Source organism: Psychroserpens damuponensis, assembly GCF_000826655.1.
GTDB classification, from domain to species: Bacteria; Bacteroidota; Bacteroidia; order Flavobacteriales; family Flavobacteriaceae; genus Psychroserpens; species Psychroserpens damuponensis.
On record NZ_JXJO01000011.1, the window covers coordinates 236919 to 254137 of the forward strand.

Sequence of the window (17219 nt, forward strand, 5' to 3'; positions counted from 1 at the left end):
TTGAGCTTATTTAAACAAGGACGATATTCAGGATATTTAAGGCCAATTTCATATTTAATTGATTTAAGTATTATAAATGGGTTTGCAATCTTTTATTTTTTTATAAATATTGATCCCATCATATTTATTGTTTTTACATCTATTGCATGGCTTACGCTTTCAGTATATTCTAAATTTTACGAAGTATACAGGTATACTAGAGAGGTTAAAATTTACTCTCTAATTCTCACACAAATGATTTTGTTTACCTTAATCATTTTTGCATTTGCTGGCTACCATCATAAATTAAATATATACCCAATAACTATATTTAAATATATAATTTCTGTATTTCTAGCTATTGCGTTTTTCAAATTTACAATCTATTATTTATTGCAAAAATATCGCGTTTCTTTCGGCGGAAATTTTAGACGTACAGTCATATTTGGCGATAATAAAAAAACTAGAGCTCTAGAAACGTTCTTTACTCAAAATCCAGAATATGGCTATGTACATGTCAAAACATTTAATTTAAAGGATAGAAAAAACATCAATCTACTCAGTTTGTTCGAAGCCATTAAAAAAGAGGAAATTGATGAAATTTACTGCTCAATTTCAGAGTTGACCAATCAGCAAATTAGTGATATTTCAGATTTTGCAGATAACAACCTTAAAATATTAAAGTTTCTTCCAGATAATAAAGAGATATACTCAAAAAAATTAAAATATGAGTATTACGATTACATCCCAATTTTATCGCTTAGAGATATCCCTCTAGAAGATTCTTTTAACATGGTTTTAAAAAGAACATTTGATATTCTTTTTTCTAGTATAGTCGTCATATTTATCTTATCGTGGTTAACACCAATAATTGCTATATTAATTAAATTAGAATCAAAAGGACCAGTGTTTTTTAAACAGTCTAGAAATGGTTTTAATTATAAGGAGTTTGATTGCTATAAGTTTAGATCCATGACACCTAATAAAGATGCGCATTTATATCAAGCAACGCGTGGAGATCAACGTATAACTAGAATGGGTAAGTTTATTAGAAAAACAAGTATAGATGAATTGCCTCAGTTTTTTAATGTGCTTTTTGGAGACATGTCTGTAGTTGGTCCAAGACCTCACATGGTTAGTCATACAAATATGTACGCCAAAAAAATTGACAAGTTTATGGTGCGCCATTTTGTAAAACCTGGCATTACAGGTCTAGCCCAAATTAGTGGTTTTAGAGGCGAAATAGAATCAGATAAAGATATCATTGGTCGTGTAAAATACGATATCTTCTACATAGAAAATTGGTCACTACTTTTAGACCTAAAAATTATTACAAAAACGTTTATGAATGCCGTTAAAGGAGAAGATAAAGCGTATTAAATTATAGTTTTTAAAGCGTCTAACTGCTTCCTAAAATCAAAGTTTTTAAGCGCAGTTTTTTGGATACTTACTTTTCTTTCCAGTGATAATGAATCCTTTTTAATAGTCGCTATTACGCTATTTAAATCATCATAATCTCCCGACGTAGCAATCCATCCTAAATTATTAGTAGTAATCACATTTTCACCCTCACCACCACCAAAATAAAGCATAGGTAAGCCTAAACGAGCGTACTCAAATATTTTTGAAGGCACACTACCATAAATTCTATTGAGTAAAGGGATAATGGCAATATCATATTGTAATAAAAGCCTGTGAAGCTCATCTCTTGTGACTCTACCATGAAAATAGATAGGCAATTCAGGATGTTGAGCAATAAAATCTTCAATTAATAACTGCTCAGCTCCAGAGCCATAAATATGAAACTCAATATGAGTATAATCTAACGCTGTACACAATTTATAAATGCCTTGAGCAATACCTAAAAGTCCAGCATATACTATTTTTAATGAACCATTAGATTGAGTTTGTTGAATTTTTGGAGCTTTAAAATTTGGGTAATTACGATATAAAAACGTGTTTTTATCAGGAAATATAGAGTTTACATGAGTTAAAATTTCTTCACTTTGTCCTAAAATTATATTCGCTCTTTTATAATTAAAGTGCTCAATTTTTTCTAACATTTTATAGCTAAAATTCTTTTTAAGAGCTCCTAGTTCTAAACCTGCAATTGGCCAAAGATCACTCACATTTAAGATGAGGTTGCGATTTTTATTCCGAAGAAAAAGCATAGAGGTGAACGCAACTAGAAGCGGAGGAGATTGTACAATAACTGTTTTTGGGATCTTATTCCACATAAAAAACCAAACCAAGCTAAAACTATAAGACAACATTGCAATTAATCGTAACAGCTTGTTTTTTGAATTACTGGCATAAATCCACAACCTATTAATCGTAATAGTATTCTCTTTGGAAATGTGCTTAAATTTACCCTTATAGTCATCAAAAATCTTACCTGTAGGATAATTTGGTAAAGGTGTCACTACCGAAACTTTAAAACCCTGTTGCTCTAAACCATTTGCCAATTGAAAAATGCGATTAGAAGCAGCTCCAATTTCTGGAGGAAAATAACTGGTAATAATTAAAACGTCTTTTTTCATGAATTAGAGGTAACGTGAGAAGTAAATTGTTTTAATTTTCCACTTTTAGAACGTTTTAATGTATGTTGTTTTTCAAACCTAATGGTTAATCCATTTTCAAGATAACGTTCCATTTCTTGGGTTATGGTATTCTTTTTTTCTTCGGAAAGCGTCGTTAAACTCACATAGATAACTTTAAAAAGATGCGGTTCTAGTTGTTCTATTACAAACTCTTTAACATTACCATCATCTTCAATAATACTTTTAGTAATGTAGTAAAAGGTGAGACCTGCAGCTTTTTTTCCGCTAGGTAAAATAGCAATATCATTGGTTCTACCAATTAAGGTTTTTAAAAGAGGTGTTTTTAATGTACTCTTTTTAGAAATGACACCTATATCACCAATATCGTATCTAATAAATGGATGCGCTTTATTATATAATGAGGTAATTACAATACGACCTTCTTCTCCATAAGGAAGTATAACATCATTCTCATCTAATATTTCAACATACAAGGTTTCACTATTGAGTTGCCAATCATTATTAGTGTTTTGAAAAGCGATTAAATCCAATTCTGAGGCTCCATATTCATTAATAACTGGTACTCCAAATTGTTGTTCCATGAGCTTTTTGTCCTTGTCAAATAACATTTCCGAAGTAACCACACAAGCGCTCAAAGTTGGGCAAATAGTGGTTAAACAAATAGATTGTCGTTCTAAAAATTTAGCAAATTGAACAATAGAACTCGTATAGCCATTGATATATTCAAACGACGTAGATTTAAATTTTTGTAAATGCGAATTGAAAGCTTCGTCACTTAAATCAAACACCGAAAATCGATAACGCTTACTGAGTTTATCTTTAAAACGCTCTTTATAATAGCCTTTTTTATCTAACGGAATACCATAAAAACGAGCCTGTTGTGAGGTATTAAAATCTAAACCGTACCAACCAAATCTATTTTGAATTACAGCCCAAGTTAAGGCATGGCTAAACTTATCTTTAGCAAAAATAAAAGGGTCACCAGACGATCCTGATGTTTTATTGACATACACATTTTTAGTGGTAAAACCATTTGATAGTCGCTCATGTAAGGGTTGCTGTAAATCTTTTTTAGTCATCACAGGTATTGATGACCACGATTTAGAATTTGCATGAGGTGCTAAAGATTTATAAAAGGTGTTGTGCTTTAAGTGATACTCTACAATGGTTTTGAGTTTATCATCAATAAACGCTTTGTAATCGTTATCGTTTTTTTGCTGAATATGAGCCAATTCAATTTTTGCCTTATCCAAAGGGTAGCCATTTAATCGCAATGAAAAATCAAAAAGGTTCAAAAAAGGATAAGTTTGTGTTGGATGTAAAGTAAAGAAAAAAAGTCTTGTTTAGAAACTTCGAAACGCGTAAAAACAATTATTTTTACGCAAACAAATTGAAAACATGACAATATTAATTCTTGGTTCTGGAGGTAGAGAGCACACATTTGCTTGGAAAGTAAATCAAAGTCAATTATGTGACACCATTTTTGTGGCACCTGGAAATTCGGGTACTGCACAAATAGCAACAAATGTTGCTATTAAAGTCACCGATTTTGAGGCAATAAAGTCCTTGGTGATTGAGCATAATATTGAAATGGTGGTTGTAGGGCCAGAAGATCCATTGGTTCAAGGAATTCATGATTTCTTTTTAAATGATGAGCAGTTAAAGCACGTTGCTGTTATTGGTCCTCAAAAAGCAGCTGCAGAGCTAGAGGGAAGTAAAGAATTTGCAAAAGAATTTTTATTTAGGCACAACATTCCCACGGCTGCTTACGAAAGTTTTGATGCGAGTAACGTAGCAGATGGATACAAGTTTTTAGAAACATTAAATCCTCCTTATGTGTTAAAAGCAGATGGTTTAGCAGCAGGTAAAGGTGTGTTAATACTTAATGATTTAAACGAAGCGAAAACAGAGCTTAAAAGTATGCTTGTTGATGCTAAGTTTGGGACAGCGAGTTCTAAAGTGGTTATTGAAGAGTTTCTCGACGGTATAGAATTGAGCTGTTTTGTTCTAACAGATGGAAAAAACTATAAAATTTTACCAACTGCTAAAGATTATAAACGAATTGGAGAAGGCGATACTGGTTTAAATACTGGCGGAATGGGAGCAATTTCACCAGTTCCTTTTGCTACAGACGAGTTTTTAAATAAAATTGAAGAGCGAATTGTAAAACCAACAATTTCTGGGTTACAAAAAGACAATTTGCCTTATAAAGGATTTGTGTTTATTGGTTTAATTAAAGTTGGTGATGATCCAAAAGTTATAGAGTATAATGTTAGAATGGGAGATCCAGAAACCGAAGTTGTGCTACCTAGACTTAAAAATGATTTGGTTGAAATATTTCAGGCTATTGCTAACCAAACTTTAGATACAATAGACATTGAAATAGACGAACGTGCAGCTACAACAGTTATGCTTGTATCTGGTGGTTATCCAGAGGCTTATGAAAAAGGCAAAGAAATTACCGGATTAGAAAATATTGAAGATTCTATTGCTTTTCATGCAGGAGCTCATTTAAAAGATGGAAAAACGTTAACTTCTGGCGGACGCGTTATGGCGATAACATCTTATGGAAATACGTACCAAGAAGCCATAAAAAAATCTTACCAAAATATAGATCAACTACATTTTGATAAGATGAATTATCGAAAAGATATTGGTTTCGATTTATAAAACCAGTCTATAAATAAGAATGAGACGTTACACTCTTATCTTCTTCGTTGTTTTTACTATGTTCTTTTAATTGTAGCATCCAGTACACCATAGCTACTATACAAATGATGATAAAAATCCATGATATGAAATTTGCCGACCACCAGTTTTCTAATTCTAGAGCTCTAAGTGCGTCAAGTGGAGCGAATAAAAAATCTACGAATAAATCTTGTATAGCGTAAAAAAAGTCTTTCATTAAGTTATATTTTATAGAAACTCTTATAAAGCTTCATTGGTATAATCATATATTTACAGTACAAAATTACATATTTTTTTTATTTTAATCTACTTCAATGATTTCAAATTTTTTTAGCAAATCAAAACCAATACACTACATCGTTGTTAGTGTCGTACTATTATTGGTTTTTGTTTTGGTAAGATTTACGATGTTTTCTGAAGAATTTAATTTAGTAATTCTTGCCAAACAATTAGGGCTATTTCTTATCGCATTGTGTTCTATTTTTATTTTAGATTTCTTAGTTAGCCGTAATAGCTTAACCAAAAAGAATAGTTATAACATACTACTGTTTGTACTGTATTTTGCCATTTTACCTCAAGCTACATTGAACGCTAATTTATTATTTGCTAACTTTTTTATCCTTTTAGCCTTAAGACGAATTGTAAGTTTAAGATCTCAAAAAGATGTTAAAAAAAAGTTGTTTGATGCTTCAATTTGGATTTCTATAGCCACTCTTTTTTACTTTTGGTCGGCTTTATTTTTTATAATGATTGTCGCAGCTTTACTGGTTTACGTTATTACAGATGTAAAAAATTATTTAATACCAGTTGTAGGTATAGCTACTGTAGCCATCATTGCAATCTCTTATTTTATTGTTAGTGATAAGGACATATTTAACTATGTTAGTGGTTTATTTGATTACAGCGTAGACTTTAGTGCCTTAAATTCTAAACGAATAATAATTGGTGCAACACTATTATTTTCATTTGGCTTATGGTCGTTGTTTTATTATATAAAAAATATAACATCTCAAATGAAGAGTTATAGACCTTCTTTTAAACTTATAATATTATCAACTATTATTGGAATAGTGATAATTGGAATAGCGCCTTCAAAAAATGGAAGTGAGTTTCTATTTCTATTTGCACCTTTATCTATAATTATGACCAATTATATTGAAGTAATTTCTGAAAAATGGTTTAAAGAAACACTGCTTTGGGTGCTTATTTTAACACCAATAGTTTTATTAATGCTGTAGTTTTTTTCCAAAAGCTAAATCTCCTGCATCACCTAATCCAGGAACAATATAACCTTTATCACTTAGCGTTTTATCTACAGCAGCAATCCATAGGTGTGTATCTTTTCCGAAGTGATCATTAATAAAATCAACGCCATCTTGAGCTCCAATAACACTTACAATATGAATGTTTTTTGGCGTGCCAAAAGGTTTTAGGGCTTCAAAAGTAGCAACCATAGATTGACCTGTTGCTAACATAGGATCTGCAAGAATTAGTGTTTTGCCTTCTAGACTTGGGCATGCCAAATATTCTACAATAATTTCAAAAGTTTCTGGGTTGTCTTTATGATGCCTATATGCAGAAATAAATGCATTTTCTGCCTCATCAAAATAGTTTAAGAGTCCGTTGTGAAGTGGTACACCAGCTCTTAAAATTGAGCACAAAACAATATCATCACTATATAGTTTAGTCTCAATTTCACCTAGAGGAGTTGTGGTTGTTTTAGCTGAAAAATCTAAGGTTTTACTCATTTCATAGCATAAAACTTCACCTATACGTTCAATGTTTCGCCTAAAGCGCATTCGATCGGTTTGAATGTTAACATCTCTAATTTCTGAAACAAATGAATTTAATATAGAATTTTCTTGTGATAAATTATGAATATGCATAGTTGAGTGTTCATTTTATGAACGCTAAAGTTAATAAATACCCATATATTTGTAGTCTAAATTTTTATATTATGTTTTCAGAAAAAGCCAATAAAATATTTCAAGATGTGATAGCAAAATATCACGTTATTAATACCGTTGATCAACCGTTTACTAATCAGTATGATAAAGATTCAAACTTATTAGAACATTTACTCTATAGAAAATGTTGGATTGATACTGTGCAATGGCATTATGAAGACATAATTCGTGATCCTCAAATTGATCCTGTTGCTGCTTTAAAGCTAAAACGCCAAATTGATGCGTCTAACCAAGATAGAACAGATATGGTAGAATACATTGATAGCTATTTTTTAGAAAAATATAAGGCAGTTACTCCAAAAGAAAATGCGACTATAAATACCGAAAGTCCGGCTTGGGGAATCGATAGATTATCCATTTTAGCACTTAAAGTGTATCACATGAACGAAGAAGCAACTCGTGACGATGCTTCAGCTGAACATAGAGCAGCATGTCAAACAAAGTTAGACGTTTTATTAGACCAACGTGTAGATTTATCAACAGCAATTGATACGCTTATTGATGACATTAGTAAAGGTGATAAGTACATGAAAGTGTATAAGCAAATGAAAATGTATAATGACGATGAACTTAATCCTGTGTTACGTTCACAAAAGTAAATAGATTTCCAAATCTAATACCTTCCCTTTTTTTGGGGAAGGTGGTTTTTGATTTTTGTTAATCAAAACACTCACGGGTTTCTAACATGAAAAAACCAAATCATATCCTAGTCATTCGGCTCTCAGCAATGGGAGACGTTGCAATGACGGTTCCTGTATTGCGAGCACTTATAGCACAACATCCTCATGTAAAACTTACGGTTTTAACCAAACCATTTTTTACGCCTTTTTTTAGAGACCTTACTAATGTTACAATTGTTTCAGCCCAAATAAAAGGTAAACATAAAGGTGTTTTAGGTTTGTTTAAACTCTCTAAAGAACTCAAGCGTTTAGATATTGATTGTATTGCAGATTTACACAATGTTTTAAGAAGTAAGATTTTAAAGTTTTTTCTCTTCGGAAAGCAAGTCGTGCAGTTAGATAAAGGTCGTGATGAAAAGAAAGCTTTGGTTGACGGAGAATCGTTTAAGCAATTAAAATCAACACATCAACGCTATGCAGATGTATTTGAAAAACTAGGATTCCCAATTGATTTGAGTCAGCCTATTTTTCCAAAGAAAGAAAACCTAAAAGAAGACTATTTAAAGGTTATTGGTAACGATACAAAACCGTGGATTGGAATTGCGCCTTTTGCCGCTTTTGATGGTAAAATGTATCCTTTAGATTTAATGACTACGGTTATAGAAACGCTTTCTAAAGATTATAAAGTATTATTGTTTGGTGCAGGCAATGAAGAAAAAATAATATTAAATACGCTTGCCAAGCATGGTGAGTCTATTGTTAATCTTGCAGGTCAATTTTCATTAAATGAAGAGTTGGATATTATTTCAAACTTAGACCTAATGCTTGCAATGGATTCTGGAAACGCACATATTGCAGCTATGTTAGGTGTAAAAGTAATTACCGTTTGGGGAATTACTCATCCATATGCAGGATTTTTACCTTTTAACACAACATTAGACGCTACAATTTTAGCAGATAGAATAAAATATCCTAAAATACCAACGTCTATCTATGGTAATAAACGTCCAGAAGACTATGAAAACGCGATGCGCACCATTTCTCCAAATACCATAGTGTCTAAAATAATAAATGCCTTAAAATAAAAAAGCCTCGCTCCAAAAGAACGAGGCAAGATTTAGAATTTTTAGATAATCCCTATGATTAAATCCTAATCTAGAGCGAAAGTATTTTGATTAATACTAGCTAAAAAGAATAGGTAAGAAAATCTTTTATTTTTTCGACAAAGCGCTCGTTTTTAGGGTTTAAACTCAATTAAATAGGATGAATTGTATTTTAACCTTTTTAATTTTATAATATTTACGGCATATTTTTTTAGTTATACATCATCATAATCAACCTTAATTGTTGGAGTTGTGGGCTGTGCTTGACAGGTTAAAATGAGGCCGTCGGCTAATTCACCATCGGTTAAAATATTATTTTGTCTCATAATAGCTTCGCCTTCGGTAACTTTTGCAATACAACTACTACAAATGCCGCCTTGACAAGAATAAGGTGCATCAATATCTTCATCTAATGCAGCTTCCAAAATGGTTTGTTTTTGAGACATTTCAAAAGTAAAAGTTTCATCATCTACTAAAACTGATATTTGAGATTTTCCACTTGCAACAGCACCTTCTGTAACAACCGCAGGTTTTGCAGCTTTAAAAAGTTCGAAATGAATACGGTCTTCGTTGGTACCATGACTTGTTAAAACATCTTTTACTGTATGAATCACACCTTCAGGACCACATAAATAATAAGCATCCACATCAATATGTTTGTACTTATTTTTCATAACATAATTAACTGTACTCTTCTCAATACGTCCAAAAATAGCATCGTCTTCATCTGCTTGACTAAAAACAAATTGTATCCCAAAACGATCTTTATACTCGTGTTGCAGTTGTAACAATTCATTTAAAAACATGGTGTCTTCTGTTTTTTTGTTACCATAAACAAGTATGATTTTACTTAAAACCTCTTCCTCCAAAGCACATTTAATAATACTCAAGATGGGAGTGATCCCACTTCCAGCAGCAAATAAACCAATATTTTTAGTTTTAGAATCGTTAGGCTCAAATATAAAACGTCCCTTTGGAGGCGCTACTTCTAACACATCACCAACAGTTAAATTTTTATTAGCATGTGCAGAAAAAGTTCCATCTATAACTTCTTTGACAGCAACTTTTAGTTCGCCACTTTTTGGAGAAGTACACAACGAATAGTCTCGTCGTATTTCATTGCCATTAAGTTCTGTTTTTAAAGTAATATACTGTCCTGCTTTAAATTGAAAAGTATCTTTTAATTCCTTCGGAAGGTCAAAACTTATAGTAACTGCATTTTCAGTTTCTTTAGTGATATCTTTAATTGAGAGCTTATGAAATTGTGACATATTATATTTTTTTGTAAAAATAATGAAGCTTGCACACTTTGTCATTTTTTTAGATGAAAATTTATTACCTAATAGTTTTATGCATAAGAATATTATGTATATTTGGTCTATGGCAAATTCTAAGTTATATAAAGGCAGTTTGGTTACTATAATTTTAAAACTTTTAAACGAAAGTGATAAAATGTATGGTTATGAAATCACTCAAAAAGTTAAAGAACTCACTAAAGGAGAATTGAAAATTACCGAAGGCGCTTTATATCCTGCACTTCATAAATTAGAAGCAGAAGGATTATTAGAAGTTGAGGTTAAAAAGGTAGATAATAGGCTTAGAAAATATTATAAACTTACTGAAAAAGGTAGCAAAGAAACTGTTAGTAAATTACATGAGTTGCAAGAGTATATCAAAACAATGCAAGTTTTGGTGAACCCTAAATTGAGTTTAGAATAATGTTGAAACTAGATAAAGAAAACATACAATTTATAGATAATTATCTAGAAAATTCAGATATTTTTTATGCTGATATTCGCATGGAAATGACAGATCATGTTGCTTCGGAAATTGAACAACTCATGGAGACTGAAGGTGGAGATTTCTATGAGACATTTAAGTTTTATATGGTAAGTAACAAATCTATAGTATTAGAAAATAATAAACAATTTATTAAATGTGCTGATACATCTATACTTAAAAGATTGTGGATTGACCTAAGTAAACTAACAACATTAGTCATTTTTAGTTTGATATTTTTTATAAGTTATAAGTGGTTGTCTACTATTGAAGTTGAAGGTTTAAGGGATTATATGGCACTATTTCCAATGGTATCTATAGTACCATTTTGCATAGTATATGTTATTGCGTTAAATATATTTAAGCTACCTCGATTTTCTGGTATTGAGCGTTTGGCGTTTTTGTATATGATTGGTTTTCAGTTGTTTCATTTTATGTGTGCTTTTTCTGGACTGTATATTAAAAGCAAAAGCAACTTCTATATTGTAGCTATTGTAATAGCTGTTATTGGGACATTGAGTTTACTAATCATAAAAATTACTTTAAACATCATTAGACAATATCGTAAAGATTATAAATGTATGACATCATAAATATGACCATTTCCCAAGAACAAATACAAGACCTCTATGCGTTTACAAGACAGCATTTTGTAGAGCATTATGATTTACAAACCGAACTTGTAGATCATTTAGCTAATGATATTGAAACGATTTGGGTTGAGCAGCCAAGCTTATCTTACCTAGAAGCTCGTGATAAAGCATTTAAAAAGTTTGGAATTTTTGGTTTTATGGATGTGGTGAGTCAACGCCAAAAAGCAATGGGTAAGCGCTATAATATGTATTTATGGCAAGAATTTAAAAAGTGGGTTACATTTCCGAAGTTATTAATAACACTAACAATTTATTTTGGGTTTTACACGATGCTTTCTTTTGGTATAGCATTTTATGTATTGGTAGGAACTTACTCTATAATTGCTATTTGGAGTATTTATAAAAGCATACAATTGAATAGGCAGTTTAAACTTAGAAAGAAAAAATCTAATAAAAAGTGGATGCTTGAGGAGATCATATTTAAACAAGCTGGTGTTTCTGGATTATTATTGATGTCGCAATTTCCTTCTCTACACCAATTTTCTGATATGATGTTATCATCAAATAGCATGTTAAGCTTAGTGTCATTATGTGCTACATTATTTGTACTTTGGATGTACATTAGCTTTGAGCTCCTTCCAAATAAAGCCGAAGACCTTTTAAATGAAACCTATCCAGAATTTTCTTTGTAACAAATTTATAGTTTCTTCTACTAACATTTTAGAATAACCAATCAACCAAAACATGAGAATTAAGCAGTTTGTTAATTTAGAGTGGAAACAATTTTTTCGTTCAGCAAATTTTGGAAAGAGTATAGCTATTAAAATTTTTATGGGCTTTATGGCGCTTTATATGATAGGCGCTTTTTTGTTTGTAGGTATTATTTTATACAAAGCTCTACGTAAGTTTTTCCCTGAGATGGATCCAATTGAGGTTTTGAATAATTACCTAATTTATTGGATTTTAATTGAATTAGTACTGAGGTATTTCTTGCAAAAATTACCTGTACTCAATATCAAACCCTTATTGACTTTAACCGTTTCTAGACATAAAATTACCAATTATGTGTTAACTAAGTCGGCTTTATCCTTTTTTAATGTGATGTCCTTATTTTGGATCATTCCCTTTTGCATTACGCTACTTTTTAATGGTTATCCCGTAATTAATGTGTTGCCTTGGTTTGTTTCTTTAATATGTATTGTTTTAATAATCAATTTTTTAAACTTTTTAATTAATAAAAAGAATATCTATTTCTATGCCATACTAGGTGTTTTAACTGTTGCTATTGGTTTAGAATATTATAACGTATTTGAAGTTTCGGTAGTTTGTGGTAAAGCGTTTAATGTACTTTATAATAATCCAATATTAACTATTGTACCAATGGTCATATTGACCTTGGTGTATTATTTAAATTATAAAAACCTTAGAGGTCTTTTATTTCTAGATGCATCATTGAAACAAAAAACAGAGGAGGCTAAGACGCAAGATCTCACTTGGACAAATCGTTTTGGAGACATTGCACCATTTTTACAATTAGATTTGAAATTGATTTGGAGAAACAAAAGACCTAGAATGACAGTTTTTTTATCCATTTTATTTTTGTTGTATGGCCTTTATTTTTATACCAATGATAAAATGTTAGAAATACCAGTGATACTAGTTTTTGCTGGAATCTTTATAACAGGAATGTTTCTTTCAAACTTTGGTCAATTTATACCATGTTGGGACAGCTCGTATTATAGTATGATGATGTCACAAAATATTCCGTTGCGTAAATACTTAGATTCTAAAGCTGGTTTGATTACGTTTAGCGTTGTAGTATTGTTTTTATTATCAATACCATATGTTTATTTTGGATGGGAAGTTTTGGCGCTCAATTTTGCTTGTGCACTTTATAATATTGGTATTAACATGCCAATGGTTTTACTCATCTCATCTATGAATAAAAAAAGAATAGATCTAGAAAAAAGCCCAATGATGAATACACAAGGGATGAGTGCTGCACAATGGATTATTATATTTCCTTTTCTAGGATTGCCAGTTGTAATTTATTTAATCCCTTATCTATTGTCTAATGCTATTATTGCAACAGTGGTTTTAGGTTTGGTAGGTGTAATTGGTATTCTTTTTAGAAACTTACTTTTAAACAAAATCACAGAAATTTACAGATCTAAAAAGTATGCAATGGTTGCTGGATTTAAAGAACAAAATTAAAACAAAAAGATTATGATAACTACATCAAACCTTTCAAAAAAATACGCGAGTAAAACCGTTTTAAATATAGATAACCTAGAGATTCCAAAAGGACAAAGTTTTGGACTTGTTGGTAATAATGGTGCAGGTAAAACAACTTATTTTAGTTTGCTATTAGATTTAATTCAGCCATCATCAGGACATATTAAAAACAACGACGTTTTAGTTCATGAAAGTGAAGATTGGAAACCCTTTACATCATCATTTATTGATGAAAGTTTTCTTATTGGCTATTTAACTCCAGAAGAATATTTCTATTTTATAGGTGATCTTCGCGGACAAAATAAAGCAGATGTCAACGCGCTTTTATCTCAATTTGATGACTTTTTTCACGGCGAAATTTTAGGTCAAAAAAAGTATTTACGTGATTTAAGTAAAGGAAACCAGAAAAAAGCAGGAATTGTAGCTGCTTTAATAGGAAACCCTGAAGTTATTATACTTGATGAGCCATTTGCAAATTTAGATCCAACAACACAAATTCGTTTAAAAGGTATTATTAAAAACTTAGCAGAAAAACAAGGTGTTACCGTTTTAGTGTCTAGTCATGATTTAATGCATGTCACAGATGTTTGCGAACGAATTGTAGTACTAGAAAAAGGTGAAATTGTTAAGGATTTAGCAACAAATGCTGAAACTCTAAAAGAATTAGAGACTCATTTTTCGGGATCTGAAAGTGTATGATTTTTTTATAGCGATTTAGGGTTGTAAAGCCGCTCAAACACTTTTTAAAGAGGTATTTTGTTAATGTAAGTAATGGCTATTATTAAATCTCAATCTTCAATACATCGATAAATCACTCAATTTTCCGCTATAATTCAAAAAGATGCTTATTTTTACAGCGCTATACCAAATAAATTGTATAATGCGCATAACACTGCGCAGTTGCTTTTTTATATTATGAAGCAGTAAAACACTTTCATAACTTGAGTTACAAAAGCGTTTTACAATGATGTAAATTGAAAAATGAACAATTAAGTTTGGTGAATAATATAGTTTATATGGTATTCATATAATATATGCGAGCGATTTTAGTTATAGTATTTACAAAAAACTAAACCTTTTGAATACATCTTTTAAAGTCTTAATATCAGTCTTTTGCGTAACCATGCTTATCACAAGTTGTTCTCGTAAAAAAGACACGTTTGTTAACCGTAATTTTCATGCCTTAGGTACCAAATACAACATTTTGTATAACGGTAACATCGCATTAGAAAAAGGAAGAGAAACGGTTGATAATGCTGCTACAGATAACTATTGGGAACTTCTACCAATAGAGCGTATGCAAGTGTCTGAAGAGATTATATTACCAGGACAATCTAAAAACCAAGATTTTGAACGTGCCGAAGAAAAAGCCATAAAAGCTGTTCAAAAACACGGTATGAATATTAAAGGTAAAGAGTACAATCCGCAAATTGATGAAGCTTATTTATTATTAGGTCAAGCACGATATTTCGATCAACGTTTTATACCTGCTTTAGAAGCTTTCAATTATATTTTGTACAAATATCCTGCTAGTGATAAAATTAATACGGCTAAAGTTTGGAGAGAAAAAGCTAATATTAGATTAGAAAACAATGAACTAGCAATTAAAAACCTAAAACGACTGTTAGAGCAAGAGGAATTAGAAGATCAAGATTTGGCAGATGCTACTTCTATTTTGGCGCAAGGTTATATAAATATTAAAGCTAAGGACAGTGCTTTAACACAATTAGTGATTGCAGCTGAGTACACTAAAAAGAATAAAGAAAAAGCACGTTTTAATTATATTGTGGGTCAGCTTTATAATGAATTTGGTAAAAAGGATAGCGCAAATCTAGCGTTTGATAATGTGATAGATATGCATCGCAAAATCCCAAGACCATATTATATCAACGCACATTTAGCCAAATCAAACAACTTTGATATGGAAAACGGAAACCAAATCGAGTTTTTAGAATACTTAACAGATTTGGAAGAAGATCGAGAAAATCGTCCGTATTTAGATAAAATATATTACCGCATTGCAGAGTTTCATCGAGCCAACGAAAGAGATTCAATGGCAATGGCCTATTACAATAAATCATTACGCACTAATTTGGGTGATAAAGAACTAAAATCTCGCGATTATGCTACACTTGGTGATATGAATTTTGATGATGCCGAGTATAAAGTTGCAGGTGCATATTACGATAGCACCATGATGAATATGAAGCTTAACTCTAAACCATATCGTGTTGTTCTTCGGAAACGTGAAAACCTTGAAGATGTGATCTATTATGAAGCCATTGCTCAAGCAAATGACAGTATTTTAAGGTTAGTTGATTTTTCCGAAGCCGAAAGATTAAGCTATTTTACAACCTATACCGAAGAATTAAAGGTTATAGCAGAAGCTGAAAAAGAAAAAGCCGAAGCCGATGAGCGTCGTAAAGCAGCTAGTTCCGGATTAAAAACCAACGAAAACAATTTAAAAGGTGTTAGCGCATCGTCAGGGAAATCTGTAAGAGCAACTCCAGGAGGTATTGGCAGTAACCAAGAGACTGAGTTTTATTTTTATAATACAACAACGGTTGCCTACGGAAAAAGTGAATTCATTAAAGTTTGGGGAGACAGAGAACTTAAAGATAATTGGAGATTATCTGATATAAAAGGCAAAGGTTTTAATACGGCACAAACAATAGATGTTGCAGCTAATGCTTCAGAAGACGAACGTTTTGATCCTGAGTTTTATATTTCTAAAATACCAACAGATCAAAAAGTGATTGATAGTTTAGCAAAAGATAGAAATTACGCCTATTATCAATTAGGTACTATTTATAAAGAAAAATTTAAGGAGTACCAATTAGCTAAAACTAAATTAGAAACCTTACTTCAAAATAACCCTGAAGACCGTTTAATACTGCCTTCTAAGTACAATTTATATAAAATTTATATAGAGTTAGGTTTAAGCAGTAAAGCAGCTGCAATGAAAGATGAGATTGTAAATTCTTATCCAGACTCTAGATATGCTAAGATCTTATTAAATCCAAAATCTGAATTTGCACAAGACGAAAACAGTCCAGAAACCTTATATGCTAACCTGTTTAAACAATTTGGCGAGCAACAATATGTAGAGGTAGTTGCCAAAGCAGAGCAATATATTACTCAGTTTGAAGGTGATCCATTGGTGCCTAAATTCGAAATTTTAAAAGCATCTGCCAATGGTAGGCTAAGTGGATTTGAAGCGTATAAAAAAGGCGTTAATTATATTGCATTGACGTATCCAAATTCCGAAGAAGGAAAAAAAGCAAAAGAAATTTTAGAAACCGTTATTCCTGTTTTAGCCAATAAAGAATTTAAAAGTGATGATACAGGAACACGCTTTAATGTATTATATCCATTTAATACCGATGAAAACGATCAAATTAAAGAGTTTGTCGAGAAATTAGAAAATGCGATCTCAAAAATAAATTATTTCAACCTGTCTACATCTGTAGATTTTTATGATGAAAACACGACTTTTGTTGTAGTTCACGGGCTAAAAAGTATACAGGGTTCTGCAGGCTTTGCAGAAATATTAAAAGAAACTAAAGACAAAATAGATCGTAATTTTTATTCAATTTCTTCTCCTAACTACGAAATTGTACAGCGACATAAAAATTTAAACGAATACCTAGAATCTCAATAAATTTAGACCCCATGTTTTCAGGTAAAAAAACAA

Annotated in this window: 16 protein-coding genes; 11 read left to right on the forward strand and 5 right to left on the reverse strand. The window is 31.3% G+C overall.

Annotation, left to right across the window (positions count from 1 at the left end):
• Nucleotides 1-1359: an undecaprenyl-phosphate glucose phosphotransferase gene (locus TD29_RS06295; RefSeq protein ID WP_040279625.1), complete on the forward strand. Its 1359-nt coding sequence runs from the start codon at nucleotides 1-3 to the stop codon at nucleotides 1357-1359.
• On the opposite strand, the gene TD29_RS06300 is transcribed toward TD29_RS06295, so the two are convergent.
• Together TD29_RS06300 and TD29_RS06305 are read right to left on the reverse strand one after the other, a co-directional pair.
• The gene (locus TD29_RS06300; RefSeq protein WP_040279626.1) at nucleotides 1356-2519 is read right to left on the reverse strand and encodes a glycosyltransferase family 4 protein; all 1164 of its coding nucleotides are present in this window, start codon (nucleotides 2517-2519) and stop codon (nucleotides 1356-1358) included. The two genes, TD29_RS06295 and TD29_RS06300, sit on opposite strands and share 4 nt — an antisense overlap.
• A complete protein-coding gene (locus TD29_RS06305) occupies nucleotides 2516-3835 on the reverse strand; it encodes a phenylacetate--CoA ligase family protein (protein ID WP_040279627.1) in 1320 nt (439 codons plus the stop codon). Before TD29_RS06305 ends, TD29_RS06300 begins: the two co-directional genes overlap by 4 nt.
• A 103-nt stretch (nucleotides 3836-3938) precedes the next feature.
• Between TD29_RS06305 and purD the strand changes: the two genes are divergently transcribed.
• Nucleotides 3939-5210, forward strand: a complete 1272-nt coding sequence (gene purD / locus TD29_RS06310; protein ID WP_040279628.1) for a phosphoribosylamine--glycine ligase — start codon at nucleotides 3939-3941, stop codon at nucleotides 5208-5210.
• 7 nt (nucleotides 5211-5217) lie between these two features.
• Here purD and TD29_RS06315 read toward each other — a convergent pair whose 3' ends face one another.
• A complete protein-coding gene (locus tag TD29_RS06315) occupies nucleotides 5218-5445 on the reverse strand; it encodes a DUF6341 family protein (RefSeq protein WP_040279629.1) in 228 nt (75 codons plus the stop codon).
• A gap of 97 nt (nucleotides 5446-5542) precedes the next feature.
• Here TD29_RS06315 and TD29_RS06320 point away from each other — a divergent pair, with 97 nt between their 5' ends.
• A complete protein-coding gene (locus TD29_RS06320; RefSeq protein WP_040279630.1) occupies nucleotides 5543-6466 on the forward strand; it encodes a DUF6427 family protein in 924 nt (307 codons plus the stop codon).
• On the opposite strand, the gene upp is transcribed toward TD29_RS06320, so the two are convergent.
• Nucleotides 6455-7114, reverse strand: a complete 660-nt coding sequence (gene upp, locus TD29_RS06325) for a uracil phosphoribosyltransferase (RefSeq protein ID WP_040279631.1) — start codon at nucleotides 7112-7114, stop codon at nucleotides 6455-6457. The two genes, TD29_RS06320 and upp, sit on opposite strands and share 12 nt — an antisense overlap.
• A gap of 71 nt (nucleotides 7115-7185) precedes the next feature.
• Between upp and TD29_RS06330 the strand changes: the two genes are divergently transcribed.
• Both TD29_RS06330 and TD29_RS06335 read left to right on the forward strand, forming a co-directional pair.
• Nucleotides 7186-7794 (forward strand): DUF4254 domain-containing protein, encoded by a 609-nt coding sequence (locus tag TD29_RS06330; protein WP_040279632.1) that lies wholly within the window; start codon nucleotides 7186-7188, stop codon nucleotides 7792-7794.
• 86 nt (nucleotides 7795-7880) lie between these two features.
• The gene (locus tag TD29_RS06335; protein WP_241485235.1) at nucleotides 7881-8900 is read left to right on the forward strand and encodes a glycosyltransferase family 9 protein; all 1020 of its coding nucleotides are present in this window, start codon (nucleotides 7881-7883) and stop codon (nucleotides 8898-8900) included.
• A gap of 233 nt (nucleotides 8901-9133) precedes the next feature.
• On the opposite strand, the gene TD29_RS06340 is transcribed toward TD29_RS06335, so the two are convergent.
• Nucleotides 9134-10189: a ferredoxin--NADP reductase gene (locus tag TD29_RS06340; RefSeq protein WP_040279633.1), complete on the reverse strand. Its 1056-nt coding sequence runs from the start codon at nucleotides 10187-10189 to the stop codon at nucleotides 9134-9136.
• A gap of 109 nt (nucleotides 10190-10298) precedes the next feature.
• On the opposite strand from TD29_RS06340, the gene TD29_RS06345 reads away from it, so the two are divergent.
• From TD29_RS06345 to porW, 6 genes are all read left to right on the forward strand, one after another.
• Nucleotides 10299-10637 carry a PadR family transcriptional regulator gene (locus TD29_RS06345; protein WP_040279698.1) on the forward strand — a complete coding sequence of 113 codons (339 nt, stop codon included), beginning with the start codon at nucleotides 10299-10301 and terminating at the stop codon, nucleotides 10635-10637.
• Nucleotides 10637-11290, forward strand: a complete 654-nt coding sequence (locus TD29_RS18635; protein ID WP_040279634.1) for a hypothetical protein — start codon at nucleotides 10637-10639, stop codon at nucleotides 11288-11290. The genes TD29_RS06345 and TD29_RS18635 overlap by 1 nt, the downstream gene beginning before the upstream one ends.
• Nucleotides 11275-11982 carry a hypothetical protein gene (locus TD29_RS06355; protein WP_084203406.1) on the forward strand — a complete coding sequence of 236 codons (708 nt, stop codon included), beginning with the start codon at nucleotides 11275-11277 and terminating at the stop codon, nucleotides 11980-11982. Before TD29_RS18635 ends, TD29_RS06355 begins: the two co-directional genes overlap by 16 nt.
• A 52-nt stretch (nucleotides 11983-12034) precedes the next feature.
• Nucleotides 12035-13504 (forward strand): DUF5687 family protein, encoded by a 1470-nt coding sequence (locus tag TD29_RS06360; RefSeq protein WP_040279635.1) that lies wholly within the window; start codon nucleotides 12035-12037, stop codon nucleotides 13502-13504.
• A gap of 12 nt (nucleotides 13505-13516) precedes the next feature.
• Nucleotides 13517-14224 (forward strand): ABC transporter ATP-binding protein, encoded by a 708-nt coding sequence (locus tag TD29_RS06365; RefSeq protein ID WP_040279636.1) that lies wholly within the window; start codon nucleotides 13517-13519, stop codon nucleotides 14222-14224.
• A gap of 379 nt (nucleotides 14225-14603) precedes the next feature.
• Nucleotides 14604-17186 (forward strand): type IX secretion system periplasmic lipoprotein PorW/SprE, encoded by a 2583-nt coding sequence (gene porW / locus TD29_RS06370; RefSeq protein ID WP_040279637.1) that lies wholly within the window; start codon nucleotides 14604-14606, stop codon nucleotides 17184-17186.
• Nucleotides 17187-17219 lie beyond the last annotated feature (33 nt).

Excerpts from the sequence above, each read along its gene's own strand:
- TD29_RS06360 (WP_040279635.1), top strand. The coding sequence starts at position 12,035 with ATGAGAATTAAGCAGTTTGTTAATTTAGAGTGGAAACAATTTTTTCGT.
- upp (WP_040279631.1), bottom strand. The coding sequence starts at position 7,114 with ATGCATATTCATAATTTATCACAAGAAAATTCTATATTAAATTCATTT.
- TD29_RS06335 (WP_241485235.1), top strand. The coding sequence starts at position 7,881 with ATGAAAAAACCAAATCATATCCTAGTCATTCGGCTCTCAGCAATGGGA.
- TD29_RS18635 (WP_040279634.1), top strand. The coding sequence starts at position 10,637 with ATGTTGAAACTAGATAAAGAAAACATACAATTTATAGATAATTATCTA.
- TD29_RS06340 (WP_040279633.1), bottom strand. The coding sequence starts at position 10,189 with ATGTCACAATTTCATAAGCTCTCAATTAAAGATATCACTAAAGAAACT.
- purD (WP_040279628.1), top strand. The coding sequence starts at position 3,939 with ATGACAATATTAATTCTTGGTTCTGGAGGTAGAGAGCACACATTTGCT.
- TD29_RS06330 (WP_040279632.1), top strand. The coding sequence starts at position 7,186 with ATGTTTTCAGAAAAAGCCAATAAAATATTTCAAGATGTGATAGCAAAA.
- TD29_RS06300 (WP_040279626.1), bottom strand. The coding sequence starts at position 2,519 with ATGAAAAAAGACGTTTTAATTATTACCAGTTATTTTCCTCCAGAAATT.
- TD29_RS06345 (WP_040279698.1), top strand. The coding sequence starts at position 10,299 with ATGGCAAATTCTAAGTTATATAAAGGCAGTTTGGTTACTATAATTTTA.
- TD29_RS06355 (WP_084203406.1), top strand. The coding sequence starts at position 11,275 with ATGTATGACATCATAAATATGACCATTTCCCAAGAACAAATACAAGAC.
- TD29_RS06365 (WP_040279636.1), top strand. The coding sequence starts at position 13,517 with ATGATAACTACATCAAACCTTTCAAAAAAATACGCGAGTAAAACCGTT.
- TD29_RS06320 (WP_040279630.1), top strand. The coding sequence starts at position 5,543 with ATGATTTCAAATTTTTTTAGCAAATCAAAACCAATACACTACATCGTT.
- TD29_RS06315 (WP_040279629.1), bottom strand. The coding sequence starts at position 5,445 with ATGAAAGACTTTTTTTACGCTATACAAGATTTATTCGTAGATTTTTTA.